Origin of the sequence: Psychrobacillus sp. FSL H8-0487, from assembly GCF_038008385.1 — a bacterium.
Lineage (GTDB): Bacteria > Bacillota > Bacilli > Bacillales_A > Planococcaceae > Psychrobacillus > Psychrobacillus psychrotolerans.
In genome coordinates, this window is the sequence record NZ_JBBOZA010000001.1 from 3,542,466 (window position 1) to 3,563,713 (window position 21,248).

Consider the following 21,248-nt stretch of genomic DNA (forward strand, 5'->3'; position numbering starts at 1 on the left):
TTCCTTTACATTCCACCAAGTGGTTGTGGTGCAATTTTTTGGAACTTTTCCTTATCAATTACGTTAATATAGGACATTTGGTGACCAGGAAACTCTTTCATCTTCCAGCCATCCATATTTCGATTTCCACCATACATTGGATCTGCATAAGCACCCTCCAATGTGGCCGTGCGAAGTAGACGGAAGAAAAATGCGGAAGTAACTCCTGTCATGGGAATTTCATCATTTTGAAAAGCTGTTAATATTTCATCCATTTGCTCAGCTTCTATACTGGAAAACCCTTTTTCAAATCGTTTGTTCGCTTCTTCATCCAATACGGCAATTCCCTGTCTAAAAATAGACGCTCTTGTCAATCGACTCTGATAACCTTGAGTTTTAGCACCTACAGCAAACGGTCCTTGCATGTATTCTTTCGTATTACTTCCATATTGTCCCGCCAGCTGACGATCAATAAAATAAGGGACCCCTAAATCTATTGCCCCCGGCCCTATATCATCCTTTGGAAAGATACGTTCCGTTGCATTCGAGATTACATTAAATTCTCTTTGATTTTGAAAGAACTGAAATCCCCCATTAGTGCCCATTTCATGATTGGTATTGCCTGTATCAGATACATGCTGATCATCCTTATCGACATTTAACCCAACTAACCCACCTATTAACCCGCCACCTATTAATGCACCAGTTGCAATTCCTGTAGTCTTAAGAAAGTCTCTTCTTGAATAGTTTTTTGGTTTTTCTGTCATTTTCACTGACTCCTCCAAGATAATGATCTTACTAGTAACTGCTTACAAAAGGATATACAAGTTTATAAATTTCTAAACATTACATACTCAGATATTGATCTAGTAAATTTCCTATATCACTCGACCACATCGGCAAATTTCCATGTTACTAAATACATACAAAAAAAACGTCACTAACTCTCTTCTGAGGAGTTAGTAACGTTTATTATTTTTTTAGAATTTCTTCCAAATCTTCACTTAAGTGAATAGATTTTAATTTTTTTTCTTTTAAATACATATGAGAACCCATTCCCCCTAAATAGAAGGTAACATGTTCCTGTTCACTTGCAAAATGATCGAGCCTTCGGATTAACTTAGGATCTTTTTCAAATGGCAAAGTAGTTGAAGCAGATAGTAACACTAATTTAGGCTTTAACTTTTGGACTAATGACTCTATTGCACCTGGCGCTGGTGAAGCACCAACTAATACAGTTTTCCAACCTCTTAGCATGAACTGAAGCAATACTATATGCATAGGCAGCTCATGATGCTCATCCGGTAAGCATGCACCAATAACTAAAGGTGCATCATCTCTTAATTGAAACGTTTTTCTTATTTGTATCAAATAATCACGAACACTCATACTAGAAACTGCCTCTTGGTATTCGTCCCACTCATCTCTTTCCCATCTATCCCCTACTTCTTGTAAAAAAGGAATAATGACCTTACTAATGAATAACTCTAATCCTAAATGATGATAAGCCTGCTGCAGTATTAGGTTTATCTCGACTTCATCACAATAAGTACCTTTTTCCAGTAACTGAATCACATAATCATTAAATTTTTTATAGTCAGATGGTTCCTCTAAGAAGAGTGACTCTGTTTGCTCCGGTTCTTTTTCTAACATATCCACAGCTTGCTTGATAGAGTAGCCTTTTTCTGAGAGAAGCTTAACTCGTAATAATGCATTTACATCCTTTTCGCTATATACTCTATATCCGTTTTCTAATCGTTCAGGTTGTATAAATTCATAACGCTCTTCCCACTTACGGATAACTTGTTTAGACAAACCCGTGACATTAGAAACTTGTTGGATCGTATATATTCCAGTCATCCCTGTTTGGCTCACAAATGTTACCCCCTCTCTTGCCATTAATTTGTATCTATTAATAATGTATATATGCTACATTATAATAAAAAACAGTATAACACACAATAGACAAACACTATACAATGATTTGACGAATAGAATAATAAACTATTTTACAAGGACGTGAACTGTAATGAATTTACACACTCACAATAAATTCTTACTAAGAGCTGCTATATACGGAATGATTGCAGGCTTAGTATTAACCTTATTTTTAAAAGTAATTCAATTCATGACGGGTTATAAAGTTTATACCTTACTATTAAACATTGACTACATCCCTATTTTAAATGATTTTAAGTTTCCGGAAGTAGTCGAAGTTATATTTCATTTGATTGTTTCTGTAGTACTTTCTATTGTTTTAATATTGATAATACGGCAACTTCCAACGATATCTGCTATTACAATTATAGCCCTCTGCGTCTTTGTTAGTTTTATCATTGGAGGTTTATACTTTCCAACTACTATTTTATCGGAAAGAACTCCACCCATCAGTAGCCTTCCATCTTTTATTTATTGGATGGTAGGACATGTTTTGTATGGTTCTATTCTGGGTATTTTATTGTCAAGCAGGTACTGGAGCAGATAACCTCGTGTGCAGAGGCATTATCTGCTTTTTTATTTAACTAAAAAAGATTAGACAAAGGTTAGACAAAATTAAATTAATATGTTATGATTCATTTATCAAATTAACCTACAGGATGTGACAAAGTATGTTTTTAGCGTGGAATGAAATTAAAAAGAACAAACTTCGATTTGCATTAATCGTTGGAGTATTAATGCTAGTATCCTATTTAGTATTTTTCTTATCTGGTTTAGCAACAGGCTTAGCTAGTCTAAATAGAGAAGCCGTAGACAAATGGGATGCTACGGCAATCGTATTAACCGAGGAGTCCGATAAAAGTTTACCTCAATCTTCTCTAACTACCGAAGAAGCGGATAACATTAAGGACAATGACACTGCCACTCTTGGACAGTTAAATTCAATCGCTAGAAATGGCGATGCAAAACAAAATATCGCTCTTTTCGGTATTGATTCGGAAGAATTTATAATGCCCAAAGTAACAGAGGGTGAAAAGTTTGCAGGCGACAACGAAGTGATTGCTAGCGATACGCTTAAAGAGGACGGATTTAAACTGGGTGATGAACTTGAACTATCCTCTACTGATGAAAAGTTAACCATTGTAGGATTTACAGATAGCGCACGTTTCAATGCCGCTCCAGTCCTTTACGGGGATGTAACTACTTTCCAAAAGGTCAAGTTCGGTGAAGGCGCCGCAGAAAATGAAACACAAATAAATGGGATCGTTGTTCGTGGTGACGACTTCTCTTCCATCTCAACATCGAATGAAGATTTAGAGGTTATTGAAGTAGAAGAGTTTATAGAAAACCTTCCCGGTTATACAGAACAAGCCTTAACTTTAAACTTTATGATTTATTTCTTATTTGGGATTTCGTCTGTTATAGTGGCAATCTTCCTTTATGTATTAACAGTTCAGAAGATTAGTATGTTCGGAGTTATGAAAGCACAAGGTATTTCCAACGGCTATTTATCTCGTTCGGTAATTGCCCAAACATTCTTATTGGCCTTCATTGGTGTAGTTGTTGGCTTTGCTCTAACTCTAATTTCTGGAGAATTCTTACCTAGTGCTGTTCCGGTCGCATTTGATATTCCAACCATGATTATTTACGGAGTAATATTAATAGTCGTGGCAATTCTTGGAGCTGTATTCTCCGTGTTAACAATCGTAAAAATTGATCCGCTTAAAGCGATAGGAGGTTAATGAATTGGCTATTTTAGAACTTAATAATGTAAAAAAATCATTTGGCAGTGGACATATGAAGGTAGATGCTTTAAAAGAAACGAATTTTTCTGCTGAACCAGGAGAGTTAATAGCAGTCATTGGTCCTTCAGGATCAGGGAAAAGTACCTTTTTAACAGTTGCAGGTGGACTACAAACTCCCACAAGTGGAGCAATATTAGTAAATAACAAGGATCTTGCGGATTTAAATGAAAAACAACGCTCCAAAATTAGACTAAAAGAAATAGGTTTTATCTTGCAAGCGTCTAATCTTGTACCATTTTTAAATGTCGATAATCAAATGAAATTATTAGATAATGTAAAAAAAGATAATATGAGCAAAGAGGAATTGAATGCGTTATACGATAATCTTGGCATAAAAGAATTACGCAAAAAATATCCTGCTGATTTATCTGGTGGTGAACGTCAACGTGTTGCTATTGCTAAAGCCTTATATAGCAAACCTTCCATTCTCCTCGCAGATGAGCCTACCGCATCTCTAGATTCGGAGAAGGCTTATGAAGTGATGGAATTATTGAAAAAAGAAACAACACAAAATAAAACAACAACAATCGTCGTGACGCATGATACTCGTCTAATAGAGTATTGCGATAAGGTTTATGAAATGACGGATGGTGTACTAAAATCGAAGGAAACATCTAAAAAATCGCAAGCAATCCTTTAAAGAAAAGCCTTTTCTATCGCTTTCGAATCTGGATGGAATCCCCACTATAAGACTACCGAATTTCTAGGAGTATTGGCTGTGACACCCGTCACAACCAATACTCCTTTTTATCTTGAATTTGATACCTTTGGTTGAGGTGACAAATCGTGGGACTCTTCTTTTTTTACCATTTGTAATATATCGCATTCATCTTTATCACAATTATATTGAAAATTGTGATATCATAAAACATAAAATTTTATTAATGAGTTAGGAGTGCTTATATTGAAAGTTCAACCATCTACTAAAATGTCGTTATTTGAAAAAGCTATTTTTGGAGATTTGAAAGCCGCAGCTGCTGCAAAGCAAGCTCAAGGTTTTGACTTATATGATTTAAGCTTAGGCAGCCCTGACCTTCCACCAGATGAACGTGCTAGAAAAGTATTATCAGATCTTAGCTTTGCAACGGATTCATACGGTTATACACTTACCGGAACTAAACGTTTCAATGAAGCTGTTGCAGATTATTATAAGCGTCGTTCCAATGTTATCTTAAATCCAGAGACGCAAATTGTTCAAACAATGGGTTCCCAAGAAGGACTCGTTCATCTACCAATTGCCTTTTGCGATGAAGGAGATATCATTCTTACGACAAATCCTGGATATGTAGCCTATGATGCTGGCATTAAACTTGCCGGTGCTAAACCCTATTATATGGAGCTATTAGAAGAAAACAATTTTTTACCTAATCTAGATGCAATACCAGAAGAAGTTGCGGTAAAGGCAAAACTAATGATATTGAATTTACCTGGAAATCCGGTTCCAGCAATGCCTGATCCGATTTTCTTTGAGAGAGTCGTAGCTTTTGCTAATAAGTACAATATTATTATTTTGCATGATGCGGCTTATTCAGAATTCTATTTTACTGGCGATGCACCGAACAGTTTCCTCTCAACACCAGGAGCTCTAGAAGTAGGTATGGAGATTAACTCTTTATCGAAGAGCTTTAGTCTAGCAGGAACACGCATTGCTTATATTGCAGGAAATGAAGAGATGATTAATATTATGAAACAATTAAAGTCGAATTTAGACTTTGGGATTTACGGCCCTATTCAAGAAGCTGGTATTGTTGTCTTAAATCACGCAGAGGAAATAACAGATCGACTACGTAAGATATTTTCCGAGAGATATCATTTCCTAACCCAGGCTTTAACTGATCTGGGTTGGAAGGTTGCACCTTCTACTGGAGGGATGTTCGTTTGGGCAAAATATCCCTATGAAATGAATGACAAAGATTTTGTATTTGAAGTAATCGATCAAACTGGTGTTGTAATGGTACCAGGCACTGTTTTTGGATCCGCTGGTGCTGGTTATGTTCGCATTGCATTAGTACAAGATATTAATATACTGAAGCTAGCAGTGGAACAATTAAAGAAGTTAAAGGTACTTTCAATTTGCTGAATATCTTCGTTTTTGAATCTAAAAAATAAAAAAGCAATCTCTAGTCATTCCACGACTTGAGATTGCTTTTTAGTTGGGATGATTAAAACGAACTAAATTTTTTCCGGAATTTTTAGCATCATACATAGCCTTATCCGCTTCTTTAAAAACGGATGTAGCTGTAGAACCACTTATAGAAGAAAATGCAATACCAATACTTGCAGAGATATTCAATGCATAATCATTGATTGACCAAGAAGCCTGGATAGCTTGCTGAATATTTTCTACCTTTTCCAAGATTTGACCTTCCTCGTGGATATTGGCGATTAAGGCGATAAATTCATCTCCCCCTAATCTCGCTACAAAATCTTCGGAATCTATGACTTCCCTTAACCTGCTACCAAACTCTTGAATAACATCGTCTCCTGTTTCATGTCCAAAGTTATCGTTGATTTGTTTAAAGTCATCAATGTCTAGAAGGATTACCGCAAAGCCTTCACCCGTTTTTTCTTCTTGCTCTAAAATTTCCTGAAGGCGATTTGTAAAATAACGCCTGTTTGGTAATCCTGTTAAAGAATCATGGTAGGCATAATACTCTAATTGGTCTACATTCTCTTTTTGCAACGAAATATCACGAGCAATTAGTAGCATGTATTTAAACTTGCCACTGTCATCAAATACCGGGGTACCATTTAGTTCCGTCCATATCCACCCCTTATTTACATGCATCGCTTTTAGCTCAACTTTGTAAGATTTCTTGTCTTTAATAGCTTGTTGAAAACGGTCTTCTAAAAGCACTACATCACCTGGATGTATATTCAAAAACGGATGCTTTTCCCCAATTTGTTGGTCATATTCAAATATTTCTTTGCCAGAAGGTGAGACATATAAATACTCTTGCTTATCGTTCAATAAAATAATAACGTCTTGTACATTTTCTGCTATAATACGAAACTTTTCTTCACTATCAATATATTTGCTTGCAAGCTTGTCTAACTCTCTCATATCTTTTACTCCGACGAAAATGCCCGTTTGCCGTCCGTCTAATATAATTGGAGTTAGTTTTACTAAGCATCCCATTAAAGTTCCCGATTTGCCTAAAAAGTTTAACCGATAGTCCCTCAGTTCACCGTTTAATGCTTGAGCAAGACATTTTTTCGCTTCTTCTTTGTCTTTTGTTTCTACAAAGTCGATAAAAAATTCTCCAATAAGTTCGTTCACTGTATAACCACTCAATTGTTCCAGTGCACGATTTCCACTAGTTATATATCCTTCCAAATCAATTTTAAATATAGCATCGGGATTATGGTCATAGAGAGATCTATATTCGGACTCTGTTGCTGCCAACTGACTTTGACTTTTCACCTTTTCGATTTCTATTAATCTCTCAGTTGTTATGTCCTTTGCTAGAGCCACGATATGCGTACATACTTCATCCTCATTTAGGATTGGTGTTAAAGTTATCTCAACATAAATTCTGTCACCCGTTTTAATCTTAATATATTCCTCAAACAAGTGAATTTTCTTCTTCTTGATTACTTCCATACATTCCTTTTGTAGCTTGTTTGCAGGTTCTTCAGAGAGAATGCCATGTAACGATTTTCCAACTGCTTCATGAGTTAGGTTCAATCTATTTTTCAAAGATGTATTTAAAAACTCACATATAAATTGTTTTTTTTCTTCTACCCTCAATATAAAGACCATTTCTGGAATTCCATACATAAGCGCTTTAACTAATGATAGATTTTCATTCGCCATGTTCATTCACCTCTTAATACAATATTTATATTTAAATATACACTACTAAGCTTATTGAATGGAAAAATAGACCAAGAATGAGCCAGATAGGAAATTATCTAGCTACCTCTTGGTCTGTCTTCCCCTTTTGAAGGTTGTATAAGCGCAAACTTTTCCCAACGTCTGCTTTTCCATCTAAAGAACATAATTGTAGCGCGGGTCCATTCATCTGCTGCTATGGCTAACCAAACTCCAACTAACCCTAGATCGAGTACAAATATTAAAAAGTATCCTAACGGTAAACTCATCATTACCATTGACAAGGCTCCCACAAATACAGGGAAAGTTGCATCACCTGCTGCACGTAAAGAATTGATAATGACTATATTTATCGTCCGACCAGTTTCTAAAAGAAAACTTAATAATAGTACAGATGCACCTATCTCAATTATTTCTTTATTGTCAGTGAATAATCCCATTAATGGATAGCGTAATACTATGACAATCGTCACCATTGTTACTGTAAAAATAACTGCCCATTTCACACTAAACCAGACGGACTTATATGCTTCCTCTTTTTCACTTGCACCTACAAGTCGCCCGACGATAATTGCTGTTCCCATTCCAATAGCAATTGCAAACAAGTATGTGAACATCGATATATTTACTGCATATTGTCTTGCAGCCAATGATTCGGCTCCTAAATAGGTCACATAGTACAGGAACACAATTTGACAACCCTGATACAAAATCTGCTCAAATGCAGACGGAAGACCGATCCGTAAAATTTTTGCAATATATTCTTTCGACAGAGTGAAATAATAATGCACTTGCACACGGTACTCCATTACCCGATAAAGCAACCAGAAAAAGACAAGCAAAGCTAGAAAACGACTTAATACAGATGAAATAGCCGCACCTTGTACTCCTAGTTCTGGAAAACCAAATTTCCCGAAAATTAATGCGTAATTTCCTATTACATGAAAAACATTCATACCAAGAGAAACAAGCATGGTCTGTTTTGTATATCCATGTACACGAATAATAGCTGCGAGAGCATTAATAATGGCTTGTAAAAAAATTGCTCCACCAACAATTGTCAAATATTGATTTGCGTGTGCTAAAACATCGCCTTGCAAATTCATCGCAACCATCATTTTTTTGGAAAATAGAACAAAGCCAATACTCAGGATTACTCCGACACATAAATTTAATGTCACTGCCAAACCTGATATCTTTGATGCTTCTACATAACGTTTCGACCCTAGATATTGAGAAACAACAATCGCCGCACCATTACCGACAACTTCTAAAACCAATATTGCTATGTGAATATACTGATTTGCCGCTCCCACTCCTGATACTGCATCATCCGAGAGTGCACTGAGCATAAAAGTATCGGCTATTCCCATTAACATAAATAAAAATACTTCTAAAAATATCGGCCAAGTCAAAGTAAATAAGCTTAACTTTTCCCCTAAATTGTTCTTTTTAGTGACTACCACTGCTACTCCTTCTTTATCCTGAAATTTTTAATAAGAAGAATCTTACCATAGAAACTGATTTTCTCCTATTGGTTTTATTGACTTAATACTAAATTTCTCCTGATCCTTCATACAAAAATACACGTTTGACTATTGAGGAAGTCAAACGTGCAATTATCTATTATTCAATCCCTATATGTTTATGAATATACTCTTTAATCTCTGGAACAGATAACTCTATTTCATATGTCAAAAGATTATCCTTTACATAAGCTAATTTATTTCGCTCTACAGCATCAGATTGGATGTGTAAAATATTGTCTATATATAATATTCCTTCATTAGTAATCATTTGGTCATGGTCACTCAGCAAACCTTTGTTGTTTAGTGCTTCCTGAATACTAGCCAAATTATCTCCTAATGCCTTTGTTAAAACTTCCCCTAATTCGTCAGCATTTTTATCGTTTTTTTCCAAAAAATTACAAACATAGTAAGCTAAAAGAATCTGTTCTTTCTCTACTAATCTCCCCATAGGTTTTCCCCATTTCATCTTTTTCACTATTATTCCTTTTTTCTCTCAAGATTAAACATAAAAAGTTAAATGGAGTCTTATTTTGTTGAGGGTTATTCAGCAACTACTTTTGCAATGTCGGCTTTTATTGATTCCGGACTATCCGTTGGTGCATATCTTTTTATGATATTACCATTTTTATCGACAAGAAATTTAGTAAAATTCCATTTGATGTTTTTTGACAATATCCCTTTACTATTAGATGTTAAATGTTGAAATAGCGGGTGCGCTTCTTTACCATTTAACTTAGTCATTTCATGCATTGGAAATGTAACACCATAGCTCATTCGACATGCCTGCTCGGCTTCTTCCGCGTTACCTAACTCTTGTTTAAATTGATTCGACGGGAATCCTAAAACAACAAGCCCTTCTTCTTTATACTCATTATATATTTTTTCAAGTCCATCAAACTGACCGCTTAATCCACATTTAGTTGCTGTGTTTACGATAAGCATTGGTTTTCCCTTATACTCATTTAATTCGTACTCTTGGCCGTCCGATTTTTTCACTTTAATATCATAGATACTCAAATTACTCACTCCTTAAGTTGATTTAGAAATGCATTTAACTCTTTAAGGTTAGTCATTAAAGTCTTGGCGTTAATATCTAAATAATTGCAGCTAGTAATTTTACTAATAATTGCCCGTTCGATTGGTTTTTCTTGCTCTAATGCCTTTTCTGTCAATGAAATGACGAATGCTCGTTTATCCTTGTCAGACTGCTCTTTGTTAAGCCATCCATTTGCAATCATTCGGTTAATAATTGGATTTAAGGTTCCAATTCCTAGACCTAATTGATTTCCGATATCCTTCACTAACAAGTTATTCTGTTCCCATAACGTGAGCAATACTAGATATTGAGAGAATGTTAAATGGAATGGCTCCAAAGTTCGTGCATACAATTTAGAAAAGTTACTAGATGCTTTATAAACCTCGAAGCATAGCTGCTGTTCCAACTTGGAAGGATTGTTCATGAAAATCACACCTAAATTATTATTTTACGATTATTTCTACATCAATAGAATTTTTTACTGCTTTTGAATATGGGCAGTAATCATGCGCTTTTTTCACATACTTTTCTTTCAACTCATGATCGTCTAACCCAAAAATCTCTACTTCTAGCTTCGCAGCTAATTTCACTCCGCCGTTTTCTTTGTCCGCGATCAATGAAATAGTAGCAGTAACTTCACTTTTTTCTACTTTTACTTTATCCTGTTCTAACACAAGCTCTAAAGCACTGTTAAAGCAAGAACTGTATCCCGCAGCAAAAAGTTGTTCTGGATTTGATGCTGTAGTCGCTTCCCCGCCTAAAGCTTGTGGTTTAGCAATGTCCAAATAAAATATATTATCTAATGAATGTACCTCACCTTGTCGTCCACCAGTATTTACAATAGTTGTTTCGTATAATGTTTTCATATTCTTTCCTCCTCTAGTTTGTATTGCGTTCCATCTAATTATCAGATTAAACTATATCGTGTACGATGTAAAATAATATGCATTACAAAAAAGTGTATGAAATTTTCCATCAGAAAATTCCACACACTTTTATTTAAGAACCTATAAACAATACACACTGACTAATCGCGATAAAAAATCCGACATTATTTACAGGGGAGTTATCATTCACTTCAAGCTGAATTTTAAATAAATCATTAAGCTCTGCCTTCCACTTCGCGATCTCACTATCATTATAGATAAACTTAGACCAGTCTTCCATTTCCTTATCCAATTTTATCTGTACATTACCATCTGATATTAGTAAGTCTGGAACGAGCTCTTTCCATTTATCATAAGCAACTAAGTATTTATTCTCGTTAATATAGTCATAAACCTCAAAATAAACCCTACCTTTTCGAGATAGTTTTTTACACATGCAAATTAAATTCTCGTTACTATCGTAAACGTTATAGATAAGAAAGTAACGGTAATCCATTATTTTATCTAACCGTTTTTTTAAACCATTAGAATAATATCGTTGAAATATAAAAACAACTTCTCCTCTTTCATTGTAAACAGGGGTTTTCGGATTCTCTGCAATATTAACCGGTTGTTCGTATGTATAGTTAGCCATGTTTATTCCTCCTGTGAAAATTACTACATAACTCGACTAAATTATTTCCCGGGAAACAAATCCCTATTAAGGTCTAATAGATTTAGGCCCTTCTGAATCTATATGTAACAAAGCAATGCTCATGAATCATATTAGCTCATGAGCATTCAACAACATTATCTGCACTTATAGATTTTATCATCTATGCTAGCGATTTACGCTGGTAATTTAGAATATCTTCCATTGATTTATCGAAGGGGATAAAAGATGACATATTTTCTACTATAAGATTAGAAGAATGCATAATCTCTTTTTCTTCTAATTTATCTTCAATAGACTCCACTGTGAACTCAACACTAGAAATGGCCTGCAAACTACTAGTAATTTCTTTTAGGTATCTTGGCAGTCCCGAGGTTATATTATGCATACTACCAGATTGACTTTTATTAAAAATAATTTCATATCCACTAACTGCATCACGCACATCTAGAAAATCGCGTTGGGCCAACAAATTGTTTATCTTGAGAACTTTTTCTGACCCTAGTAATTCCATTTCTGCAACCTTTTTAGCTAAAATAGAGCAAACCCCGTTTGATTTTCCTGGACCTATTAAATTTGACGGATTCGCAATGACGATATCCATTTCATATAATAACTGCCAAGACCTTGCTACTAGTGTTTGTAATGTTTTACTTAAGCTATATGGATGTTCTAAAGTTGTAATATCATTTATATCAAAGTGAAGAGTAGACCCTACGACTACAACCCTACATTCAGGAATTTCGTGTCTAATCGCTTCCAGTAAATAAGCTGTGGACATTGTATTTACTTCTAAAGAAGCGATTGGATTTGTCCAGGATGAGGGTACATGGTTTTGCCCTGCCAAATGGAGGACTCTGTCTGGATTGTGCTTTTGTATCAAGTCCATTATTTCATTTTTATTTGTTAGATCACATGGTTCGATTTGCATTTGACTACCTTCTAAAGTAAATGGCTTTCTAGAAACTCCAATTACTTCGTAGCCAGCTTGTTGAAAATGACGACAGGCATGAATACCTGTAAAACCTGTGGCCCCTGTTATTAATAACTTCGTCTGGTTGGTCATCCCATTAGCTCGTTCTCAAAATATGCACTAGAAATATCTCTTTCTAATTGCTTATTAAATGTATACGTTTCTCTTAATCCATCCTCGATTGTATATGACGGATTCCAGTTTAATAGATTTCTAGCTTTATCATTGCACAAGCAACTATGTTTAATATCCCCTTCCCTCGGTGCGGTAAACTCTCGTTGAATGGATATTCCATGAATCTCTGTTAATAAGGATAATATATCGTTTATGGAAGTCTTTTGTGAGGTACTTACCTGGATTGTTTCTTGATCACCTAACTCCAATGCCGCAATATTGGCGGCAACAATGTCCTTTACATAGATAAAATCTCTCGTTTGCTGTCCATCGCCATGTACATTGATAGGTCCACCTTTTTGAAGTCGATCTAAAAATACAGAAACAACCCCACCTTCTCCTTTAGGAAGTTGCCTCGGACCGTATACATTGGCATACCTTAAAATTGTATACGATTGTCTATAGAGCTCGTAGAAAAGCCTTATGTAAGACTCAGCAGTTAACTTGGACAAACCATAAAATGAAGCAGGAACTGTGATTTCTTCTTCTGAAATTATTTCATTGTTTAAATTCCCGTATACAGCGGAGGTGCTGGCAAATATAAATTTCCCCACTTTTGCTCTACGACAAGCCTCTAGTACATTAAGAGTGCCGATAATATTTATATTTCCATCATACTTAGGGTATTGTACAGATTTTCCCACATCGGCTTGTGCAGCTAAGTGATAAAACGCATCTGGTCTGATATTCATAATGACTTTACTTGCTTCCTCGCTACATATATCAACGACGTGTAATTGTGCTTGTGGATTGATATTTTCCTTCCGCCCAGACAGCAAGTTATCTATAATATGAACCTCAATACCTCTGTCTATAAGTGCATCAACAAGATGAGAGCCTATGAAGCCCGCCCCCCCTGAAACTATTACTTTCATATTCAATCTCCTTTTGGCTTTTTCATAATATATGCAGGATGAACAGAAAGATGGGGACATGTGCCTGAAAAAGTGCGAAAGTCCAAAAACAGATTAGACAATTCGTTCGATAAGCAACAAAAAAATGAATGAATCATTAAAGAATCATTCATCTCAAGATTTTTTTAAGAAGAATTGCTGAAATTATGTTTCATAATAATCGGTGCAGCCGTATTATGTCGTTTTGCCCATATACCTATATCTGTTTTAGTACTAGGAATCAAATAAGAGCTGGGGAGATTTTTCATAATTTCTTCCCAGATACGATTATCCACAAAGGTCTTAGAATTACCTGCTAATGGAGAGAAAATATCCTCGTAATACTCACTACTCATAGGTTTCATTAATTTTATGGTTACAGTTGGTGGAATCTCATACCCCTCTGGCAAATTACTCAGTATATCTGTCCATACACTCCGATCTACAAATAAGTTTGGAGTTATTGGCGAATATGGAAACAACAAATTATAATAATCTGATTTCATCGGTTTCAGCAAATTGATTGTTGAAGGATTTGGAAATTGCGTTTCATTTGGAATCGAACTATCTATCTGATCCCATACCTCTTTAACAATAGCTAATTCTGAGTTAAATCCATTACTAGAAAACCTAGAATTGTAATTTTCTGATGAAACAATGGTTTCTTCTTTTATGGACGAATCTGTCACCGATTTCTTATGGTTCCACAACCCTCTCCACCAAGTCTGACACTTGTAATATATGGCCAGAAAAAAAAGATTAATGTAGTGGATTATGCGGGACATCTTCTTCACCATTCTTCCTCATGGAAATGGCATCATTGTAGACTTCCAGTAAACTTTTTACCCCTTGATCAATCGACCAATGTGTCATACCCCATTTTTTCGCATTTGTTCCTAGTTTCTTTCGCAACTGCTCATTATCTAAAAGTAAATTTATGTTTTCAAACAACATATTAGAATCACCAGGAGGTGTTAATATACCCGTTACATTATGCTGGACCATTTCAGGCAAACCTCCAACGTCGCTGACTATTGTTGCTTTCCCAGCAATCTGCGCTTCGATTAACGACAATGGCTGATTTTCTAACAATGTTGGCAATATATAAATATCAGCCTTTCCTAATAAAGCTGGAATATCATCACGTTTCCCTAGAAATTGAACGTAATCATCTAAACCAAGCACCTTACATTTAACTCGTAGTTTAGATTCACTATCCCCTGACCCCACTATCCAACAAACCCAATCTTGTCGTTCCTTTTTTAGTTTCCCTAAAGTATCTATCAAATACTGAATTCCTTTTAGATCAATTAGTCTTCCTGTATAGATAAGCACCTTTTTGTTTTTTGGTGGCGTAATAAGAGACTTCACTTTCATTTGCTTAATAAAGCTTTCAGTATCAAAACCATAATGGAGTACTTTTATTTGTTCCTCTGCTACCTTAAATTCATCTATTAATATATTCTTCAACCAATTGTTCGCTACAACAGTTATTTCCGCAGTATTTGCTCCTAATTTTTCTAAGTCATCGTAATACGCTCTAGCAATGTAAGAATTGGGCGTTTTGTGAATGGTGTTTAGTTGGTGATGGATTTCATGTGCGACAGAACCATGTAAAGTTGCAACGAGCGGAACATGTTTAGGTCGAATTCGATCGATACAAGCTGTAGAAATAACATCTTGTGTGTGTATCAAATCATAATCATCTAACCCAAAGTAAGCTGTTCCCAGTTCGAAAATATATCGTTGAAACTCTGTATATTCAACTAATTTATTTTCATAAATTTCTGGATAATTTTCTTTATTTATCTTCGCTTGAAGTAATGGCAACAACTTGTCTCTAGTAATCTTTTGATCGGAACCTATCATATGGATATTCAAATTATCCTCATCATAACCAAGTACATTTACTTCATGTCCAAGCTGTTCCAACTTCTTTTTCAAATGAACCATATAGTTCCAAACTCCACCTAAATGGGGAATAGGCCAATATGTGGCTAGCAAGATTTTCAAATTATACATCTCCCCGTTTTAACCGCATGTTCTATACTTATTGCCGTTGATGTCAATTGGTGTGGGCTTTTAAATTTGAATCATTTGAAGAACAATTGGACATCCCTTTTCAGGTACATCTTCCGTCAATAACAAAAGTCTTCCTTCCGATACTAGGTAATTTATTTTCGGCTGTAAAATCCCGTTTATAAAAAGGTTCATATAAGACGCATTTGCTGGATTCATCATTTGTTGAAGCCCACAATCAGCAATAGCATCTTGTTCGGTATATACTTTCTTCACACCATCCGATAATACAAAAAATTCAGTTGTCACAACCGTTCTATGGCTCACTACTTTGGACTCTGACTTACTTACTTTTAAAGGAATGATTAAAGGCTCCGAAAAGTATGCAGTCGCTTTCCGCGGGACGTACGGTTGGTTTATCATTTCTTCCCTCCTAACATATAAATAAAGTTAGTGTATCCATGAAATAATAAAAATGTGTATACATTAGGCCCTTCTTCTCATTTTCCGAAAAAATACTCAAATGCCCATATCTCTCTCTGACTTTTAGTCATATGTTGAAAGAGAAATGAAAAGGAGGAACACGTTTGGCTTTAAAAATTGTTAAATTAGCTATCACGCCAAAACAAACGATTTCAACTTCACCTACTGTCGCACGCTACTTTCATGAGGTACCAGAAACTATTACAGAGGTTACCACTCATAAGATTAATGCATCCGATTTTCTAAATGATCAGGGGGAAATAGCTCAATCGTTGCCAGTGCTAAATCTAAACAACAGTTACTTTAATGTATATATAAATGGGGTCCTACAAATGGATGAAAATTTCTCTTATACGGCCGGAGAAGACGGAATAGGCTCCTTACTTTTCTCTCTCCCTGATGATTCGGAAATCCCTAAAGGTACTCCCATTATTATGGAGACGGTCAACTTTCATCCAGAGATAGTATCAGAATAGACAGGGAAACCTGTCTTTTTTTATTTGTACTTTCTCTATTTTTTCGCGCAGCAATCTTGTAATCGAGAATAGTATAGACTATCACTGATAAAAGTCGGATATTGATAAGACAATTACAGACACAATACTAATTTTCTTAGTGAGATAATCTCGGGGAATCTCTAGGCAATCTTTATTATCTATCCTTAAATTATTTTCTACTTATAGGAAACTCGCCCCTGCTCTATTTCATTCTCTAGCATTAACTATTAATAAGGTGCATGTACGCCTTGACGCTAGAGAATGAAGGAGGTGAAATAATTGAATTTAAGTCAACTTAAAGGAGAATATGATGCCATATTTAGCCTTGGGGACCTTTGCTTAGCATCTATACAATTGAAAAAACACAACTTGAGACCATACTCAGGCGTACTAGATTGGATGGCTAGTCCTGAGCTATCTATGGTAAATGAACTATTAGAAAATCGTTTTATAGGCTTCCTTGAATATGATAATCTACGTGTGATCGGTTACGCCGATGATTTTATATGCGTTTCAGATGATGGCTATAATTTTGTTTCCAATCATGATTTTGATGGAGAAAAAAATACACTAACTTATTTAGGCGGCTATGCAGAAGTAATGGAGAAGTATGAACGAAGAATTCAACGCTTTCTTTCAGAAATGGAAAATGCTAAAAGAATATTATTCGTTCGAACAGAAGGTACACTCGAGGATGCAGCTGTTTTACAAGACGTGCTTTCCAGAATAGTAAAACACGACTTCAGTATCCTACTTATCAATCACACATATGTACAAGGAATTGTAGAAAAAAGTTGGCCTTTAGAAAAAGTTTGTTCGATTGAGTTTCCTAATAAAGATAAATGGGAAGGAAATCACGACTTATGGGAGGAGGTGTTAAGCGGGATTCGTTTGCGTACGTAGCTTAATGTACAAAACGTCTCTAAAATCAAACAATTATTAGGGAGGAAAAATGGTGTTTACCAATGCAACAATATTGATAACCGGGGGGACAGGCTCATGGGGAATTGAACTAGTCACACAACTTCTTCTTCTTGACCCTAGGAAAGTTATTATTTTTTCAAGAAACGAAAATAGACAAGTCATGATGCGCCAGAACTTTGAAGATACAAGATTACAGTTTAGTATAGGGGATATACGAGACGAAAACGCTCTATCTTCCGTATGTGCTGGTGTAGATTATGTCTTTCACTTAGCCGCACTAAAACATGTCCCCGTATGTGAGGAAAATCCTTTAGAAGCTATTAAAACAAATATAGTCGGAACACAGAATGTAATTGAAGCTTCCATTAAGAACCAAGTCAAAAAAGTAATTTATATTTCTACTGATAAAGCTGCAGATCCAGCTAATACGTACGGAATGACAAAAGCACTTGGGGAAAAGCTGATTCTTGGTGCAAACGAATTAGGTTCGCACACTAGGTTCTTATGCATTCGAGGAGGGAATGTGCTTGGAAGCAGCGGCAGCGTACTACCAATTTTCATCAGACAACTAGAAGAAGAAAACAAAATCCGGATAACCGATAAAAAGATGACACGTTATTTTGTCACACCAAAACAAGCGATTAAAACGCTACTTCAAGCTACAGAGTTGGGAAATGGAGGAGAAATTTTTGTCATGCATATGAATGCTTGTAATATACTCGACTTGGCAGAAGTTCTCATCGAGTATTACAACAAAAAAAATGTTCAAATCATTGAAACCGGTGCTCGAGTCGGAGAAAAGACTCATGAAGTATTAGTAGCAGAAAACGAAATACCAATGGCCACCGTATTTAACAAGGATCTGATAAAAATTGCCCCTGTGAACTCTACCAGCAAAACTTCTTCTATACCTTCTATTCTAGTAGATACAAAACTAAATTTAATGACAAAACAAGAAATTAAAGAACTATTAGTAGAAGGAGGCTTTCTAAAGTAAGTAAAAGTACATTTCAAATTGCCTTTAAAATAGTAAATAACAAAAAACTAGACTCGCCTAAATTGTCTAGTTTTTTTGTATTTCACTTTTAGGATACCTTTTCATCTGCTGTAGGATAAACAAAAACACACCGACTAGCACTAGAATACCACCAACAATTTGCCAGCCTACTAATCGTTCTCCTAGGAAAATAGCAGCAAGGATAGTTGCTCCTACCGGCTCTCCTAAAATACTCATAGATATCGTAGTAGCTGTTACATAATTCATCAACCAATTGTTTATCAAATGAGAAATAGTCGGTACTACCGCTAACAACACAAAAATTCCCCATTCTCTTGAATCATACCCTCCCATAACAACACCTGCGAGTAGGTTATAGACAATGAGTGCAATAGCGGCAAAGCCAAAAACAGTGAAACTATAAATCCAATGGGAAACTACTTTCACTGCTTTTTGCCCGATCAATAAATATCCAACAACCGCAATCACACTTAGAAAAGAAAGTATATCGCCAAGAATGGCATTTCTACTTAGACCAAAATCGCCCCATCCGACCATCACTGCTCCTATTACAGCAATACCCATGGTCATAAGTGCGGATTTCGTAGTTCTCTCTTTAAACAAAATGACACCGCCAACCAGCGCGATAATCGGCTGCAATGCCAAAATAATTGTTGAGCTAGCAACTGTTGTCAGTTTTAAAGAACCAAACCATAGTGCAAAATGTAGAGCTAAGAACATACCTGCAACAAACAGTAATAGCCATTCTCTGTTTGTTAGTTTTTTAAACTCTGCCCTTTTAATCCATACAACTGGCAGTAATAGCAGGGTCGCTAAAATCATGCGATACATACTTAATATAGTTGCGGGCGCATGAGACCACTTGACGAAAATAGCAGCAAATGAAATTGCTATTATGGAAATGATTAATGGTAATACAATTGATTTGGATGCATTTGCTTGATTCACTAACTTACCCCGTTCTATTAATTTTCTTTGCTTATAAACTAATCTTAATATACTGGATAAAATTAAAATAAGAAATACAAAAAACTTCTCATTTTACAATAAGAAGTTTTAGGACTTATCTCTTTTCCACTTTCTGTATCTATCATAAATACCTTTACAAGTAGTGTAACCTATTATAGCGATCGCTAGACCAATTCCTGTTAATGCTGTAATAAGTGATATCCACTCAAAAAAGGAATATCCCGGAACCTTTGACCAATCTGTTTTTCCCTTCCAATCCTCAATAACAAGATTCATCCCATAGATACCCGAAACTACTGTGAATATAGTTAACATAAACAGCAATGAGTTACGTCGTTTGCTTGCTTGATTGTTTTGAGCCTTATATAGATCATCTACAGTTTGTCTTACCTCATCAAAAAGATCTTGTAAACGAAATACTTCCCGCAACTTCTGGGTAAGCTCTTTTCCTTCTGTTCTAGCCGAAACCTCTTCAAAATAATAGCGTGAATAGAATTTTGATATGAGTTCTATTAACTCCTCTACATATCTTTTATCCTTTGCCCAACTGACTTCACTATGTTCATAAGAAACTTTTAACAATATAATTTTATAATAGTAATGCAACATTAAATTATAATAATGCACACTCATAAATTGAGAAACACTTTGTTTTAACTGTTCTTTTTTCTTGTTAGAGATAGTGACCTGAGTATGTTCAGAAGAAATTGTATATGTATGCGGTGCCCAACGATCATGAATACGCGCATCAACATAGCGGTTCACATATTCTGGGTTGGAGCTAGAGATAAATGCATTTCCGTCTATATCCTTACCATCTAAATGCGCCAAGCGGAACAGCTGATCTTTTGTTATTTCAGTTTTATCATCCGCTATCAAGAAAACAGAAGTATGCATTCGCTCATCCTCAAAATAAGGAAGACTCCCGTAATAACCCGCTAATTTGTCATTATGGATGATATACGGCTTTAACGGTAAACAAATATAGTCAAAAACAAGTTCATTTGTATTATTGAACACTTTACCATCATGGTGGATTTTAGCACCTTTATCCTTGGGAAGCTTGGGTTCAAGCACACAAAAATGATCGATGCAATCCAATAAATTCGTCAATGTTTCCTGCTCTTGATCCATTGCTACCCGGATCGTAATTATACCGATACCGAATGGACACAAGACAATATCCATACTATTAATGATAAAATTTAATGTATGGTCATGTACTTCGTATACAAACGAATCTTTAATTACTTTGGAGTAACGCAAAAATCCCCTATTTTTAGTCGAAGGAGGGAAAAGCTTATCCTCAATAAATGGCAGAAAAAATTGATCCAATTCCTCATTTGAAATGTTAATATTTTCTCCATAGTACTTATCTTGTAGCTCTTCATTATCTAAAGTAAAAAACGTATAATGATTCTTTTCAAGTTGTGCCATTAGCTCTTTCCGTTCTTTCTCTCGAAAAGAAAACGGAAAAAAATACGTCATATATGCATCAGTAATATTCAAGGGTTGGATTTCTATTTTATCCATTTAAGTTCTCTCCCTTGTTTGTCATTATTATTCTTTACCACCGTACATTCATCTATAAACCAAAATACAGTCATTCCTAAAGTTTACTTTAGGAATAACTGTAT

General features: G+C 35.4%; 23 protein-coding genes. 7 read left to right on the forward strand and 16 right to left on the reverse strand.

The window, feature by feature from the left end:
• Positions 1-5: 5 nt before the first annotated feature.
• Both MHI47_RS18040 and MHI47_RS18045 read right to left on the reverse strand, forming a co-directional pair.
• Positions 6-746 (reverse strand): gluconate 2-dehydrogenase subunit 3 family protein, encoded by a 741-nt coding sequence (locus tag MHI47_RS18040; protein WP_093537416.1) that lies wholly within the window; start codon positions 744-746, stop codon positions 6-8.
• 205 nt (positions 747-951) lie between these two features.
• On the reverse strand, positions 952-1,854 hold the full coding sequence (locus MHI47_RS18045) for a MerR family transcriptional regulator (RefSeq protein ID WP_340831771.1): 903 nt from the start codon (positions 1,852-1,854) through the stop codon (positions 952-954).
• Positions 1,855-2,008: 154 nt separating this feature from the next.
• Here MHI47_RS18045 and MHI47_RS18050 point away from each other — a divergent pair, with 154 nt between their 5' ends.
• The 4 genes from MHI47_RS18050 to MHI47_RS18065 all read left to right on the forward strand — a co-directional run bounded on the left by MHI47_RS18050 (position 2,009) and on the right by MHI47_RS18065 (position 5,802).
• Positions 2,009-2,464, forward strand: coding sequence for a hypothetical protein (locus tag MHI47_RS18050; RefSeq protein WP_340831773.1), 456 nt, complete (start codon positions 2,009-2,011; stop codon positions 2,462-2,464).
• A gap of 124 nt (positions 2,465-2,588) precedes the next feature.
• Complete coding sequence (locus tag MHI47_RS18055; protein ID WP_093537415.1) at positions 2,589-3,659, forward strand: ABC transporter permease; 1,071 nt, start codon at positions 2,589-2,591, stop codon at positions 3,657-3,659.
• Between the two features lie 4 nt (positions 3,660-3,663).
• Positions 3,664-4,362 (forward strand): ABC transporter ATP-binding protein, encoded by a 699-nt coding sequence (locus tag MHI47_RS18060; RefSeq protein ID WP_340831774.1) that lies wholly within the window; start codon positions 3,664-3,666, stop codon positions 4,360-4,362.
• A gap of 264 nt (positions 4,363-4,626) precedes the next feature.
• A complete protein-coding gene (locus MHI47_RS18065) occupies positions 4,627-5,802 on the forward strand; it encodes an aminotransferase class I/II-fold pyridoxal phosphate-dependent enzyme (protein WP_093537413.1) in 1,176 nt (391 codons plus the stop codon).
• A 69-nt stretch (positions 5,803-5,871) separates the two neighbouring features.
• Here MHI47_RS18065 and MHI47_RS18070 read toward each other — a convergent pair whose 3' ends face one another.
• The 12 genes from MHI47_RS18070 to MHI47_RS18125 all read right to left on the reverse strand — a co-directional run bounded on the left by MHI47_RS18070 (position 5,872) and on the right by MHI47_RS18125 (position 16,143).
• Positions 5,872-7,539: a diguanylate cyclase domain-containing protein gene (locus tag MHI47_RS18070; protein WP_340831776.1), complete on the reverse strand. Its 1,668-nt coding sequence runs from the start codon at positions 7,537-7,539 to the stop codon at positions 5,872-5,874.
• A 98-nt stretch (positions 7,540-7,637) separates the two neighbouring features.
• On the reverse strand, positions 7,638-9,023 hold the full coding sequence (locus MHI47_RS18075; protein ID WP_245762704.1) for an MATE family efflux transporter: 1,386 nt from the start codon (positions 9,021-9,023) through the stop codon (positions 7,638-7,640).
• Between the two features lie 160 nt (positions 9,024-9,183).
• Complete coding sequence (locus MHI47_RS18080) at positions 9,184-9,561, reverse strand: hypothetical protein (protein ID WP_340831778.1); 378 nt, start codon at positions 9,559-9,561, stop codon at positions 9,184-9,186.
• A gap of 65 nt (positions 9,562-9,626) precedes the next feature.
• On the reverse strand, positions 9,627-10,103 hold the full coding sequence (locus tag MHI47_RS18085) for a glutathione peroxidase (RefSeq protein ID WP_340831780.1): 477 nt from the start codon (positions 10,101-10,103) through the stop codon (positions 9,627-9,629).
• Positions 10,104-10,108: 5 nt separating this feature from the next.
• Positions 10,109-10,546, reverse strand: coding sequence for a MarR family winged helix-turn-helix transcriptional regulator (locus MHI47_RS18090; protein WP_093537409.1), 438 nt, complete (start codon positions 10,544-10,546; stop codon positions 10,109-10,111).
• 19 nt (positions 10,547-10,565) lie between these two features.
• Complete coding sequence (locus tag MHI47_RS18095) at positions 10,566-10,988, reverse strand: organic hydroperoxide resistance protein (RefSeq protein WP_093537408.1); 423 nt, start codon at positions 10,986-10,988, stop codon at positions 10,566-10,568.
• Between the two features lie 133 nt (positions 10,989-11,121).
• Positions 11,122-11,643, reverse strand: coding sequence for a tubby C-terminal domain-like protein (locus MHI47_RS18100; protein ID WP_340831781.1), 522 nt, complete (start codon positions 11,641-11,643; stop codon positions 11,122-11,124).
• A 181-nt stretch (positions 11,644-11,824) separates the two neighbouring features.
• Positions 11,825-12,727 (reverse strand): NAD-dependent epimerase/dehydratase family protein, encoded by a 903-nt coding sequence (locus MHI47_RS18105; protein WP_340831783.1) that lies wholly within the window; start codon positions 12,725-12,727, stop codon positions 11,825-11,827.
• Complete coding sequence (locus MHI47_RS18110; protein WP_340831784.1) at positions 12,724-13,683, reverse strand: NAD-dependent epimerase/dehydratase family protein; 960 nt, start codon at positions 13,681-13,683, stop codon at positions 12,724-12,726. Before MHI47_RS18110 ends, MHI47_RS18105 begins: the two co-directional genes overlap by 4 nt.
• A gap of 164 nt (positions 13,684-13,847) precedes the next feature.
• Positions 13,848-14,411: a hypothetical protein gene (locus MHI47_RS18115; protein ID WP_340831786.1), complete on the reverse strand. Its 564-nt coding sequence runs from the start codon at positions 14,409-14,411 to the stop codon at positions 13,848-13,850.
• 49 nt (positions 14,412-14,460) lie between these two features.
• Positions 14,461-15,714, reverse strand: coding sequence for a glycosyltransferase family 4 protein (locus tag MHI47_RS18120; protein ID WP_434092730.1), 1,254 nt, complete (start codon positions 15,712-15,714; stop codon positions 14,461-14,463).
• A 69-nt stretch (positions 15,715-15,783) separates the two neighbouring features.
• Complete coding sequence (locus MHI47_RS18125) at positions 15,784-16,143, reverse strand: DUF4183 domain-containing protein (RefSeq protein ID WP_340831787.1); 360 nt, start codon at positions 16,141-16,143, stop codon at positions 15,784-15,786.
• Between the two features lie 164 nt (positions 16,144-16,307).
• Between MHI47_RS18125 and MHI47_RS18130 the strand changes: the two genes are divergently transcribed.
• The 3 genes from MHI47_RS18130 (at position 16,308) to MHI47_RS18140 (ending at position 18,621) form a co-directional block, all read left to right on the forward strand.
• Entirely contained in the window at positions 16,308-16,679 is a 372-nt protein-coding gene (locus MHI47_RS18130) for a DUF4183 domain-containing protein (protein ID WP_340831789.1), read from the forward strand.
• Positions 16,680-16,979: 300 nt separating this feature from the next.
• Positions 16,980-17,603 (forward strand): DUF1796 family putative cysteine peptidase, encoded by a 624-nt coding sequence (locus MHI47_RS18135; protein WP_340763928.1) that lies wholly within the window; start codon positions 16,980-16,982, stop codon positions 17,601-17,603.
• Between the two features lie 52 nt (positions 17,604-17,655).
• A complete protein-coding gene (locus tag MHI47_RS18140; RefSeq protein WP_340832096.1) occupies positions 17,656-18,621 on the forward strand; it encodes a polysaccharide biosynthesis protein in 966 nt (321 codons plus the stop codon).
• Positions 18,622-18,687: 66 nt separating this feature from the next.
• Here MHI47_RS18140 and MHI47_RS18145 read toward each other — a convergent pair whose 3' ends face one another.
• Both MHI47_RS18145 and MHI47_RS18150 read right to left on the reverse strand, forming a co-directional pair.
• The gene (locus MHI47_RS18145) at positions 18,688-19,590 is read right to left on the reverse strand and encodes a DMT family transporter (RefSeq protein WP_340831790.1); all 903 of its coding nucleotides are present in this window, start codon (positions 19,588-19,590) and stop codon (positions 18,688-18,690) included.
• 108 nt (positions 19,591-19,698) lie between these two features.
• Positions 19,699-21,144 carry a hypothetical protein gene (locus MHI47_RS18150; protein ID WP_340831792.1) on the reverse strand — a complete coding sequence of 482 codons (1,446 nt, stop codon included), beginning with the start codon at positions 21,142-21,144 and terminating at the stop codon, positions 19,699-19,701.
• Between the last annotated feature and the right edge of the window lie 104 nt (positions 21,145-21,248).

Coding starts and splice junctions, on each gene's coding strand:
- MHI47_RS18090 (WP_093537409.1), bottom strand. CDS start 10,546: ATGAACAATCCTTCCAAGTTGGAACAGCAGCTATGCTTCGAGGTTTAT.
- MHI47_RS18100 (WP_340831781.1), bottom strand. CDS start 11,643: ATGGCTAACTATACATACGAACAACCGGTTAATATTGCAGAGAATCCG.
- MHI47_RS18095 (WP_093537408.1), bottom strand. CDS start 10,988: ATGAAAACATTATACGAAACAACTATTGTAAATACTGGTGGACGACAA.
- MHI47_RS18050 (WP_340831773.1), top strand. CDS start 2,009: ATGAATTTACACACTCACAATAAATTCTTACTAAGAGCTGCTATATAC.
- MHI47_RS18125 (WP_340831787.1), bottom strand. CDS start 16,143: ATGATAAACCAACCGTACGTCCCGCGGAAAGCGACTGCATACTTTTCG.
- MHI47_RS18040 (WP_093537416.1), bottom strand. CDS start 746: ATGACAGAAAAACCAAAAAACTATTCAAGAAGAGACTTTCTTAAGACT.
- MHI47_RS18055 (WP_093537415.1), top strand. CDS start 2,589: ATGTTTTTAGCGTGGAATGAAATTAAAAAGAACAAACTTCGATTTGCA.
- MHI47_RS18110 (WP_340831784.1), bottom strand. CDS start 13,683: ATGAAAGTAATAGTTTCAGGGGGGGCGGGCTTCATAGGCTCTCATCTT.
- MHI47_RS18150 (WP_340831792.1), bottom strand. CDS start 21,144: ATGGATAAAATAGAAATCCAACCCTTGAATATTACTGATGCATATATG.
- MHI47_RS18105 (WP_340831783.1), bottom strand. CDS start 12,727: ATGACCAACCAGACGAAGTTATTAATAACAGGGGCCACAGGTTTTACA.
- MHI47_RS18070 (WP_340831776.1), bottom strand. CDS start 7,539: ATGGCGAATGAAAATCTATCATTAGTTAAAGCGCTTATGTATGGAATT.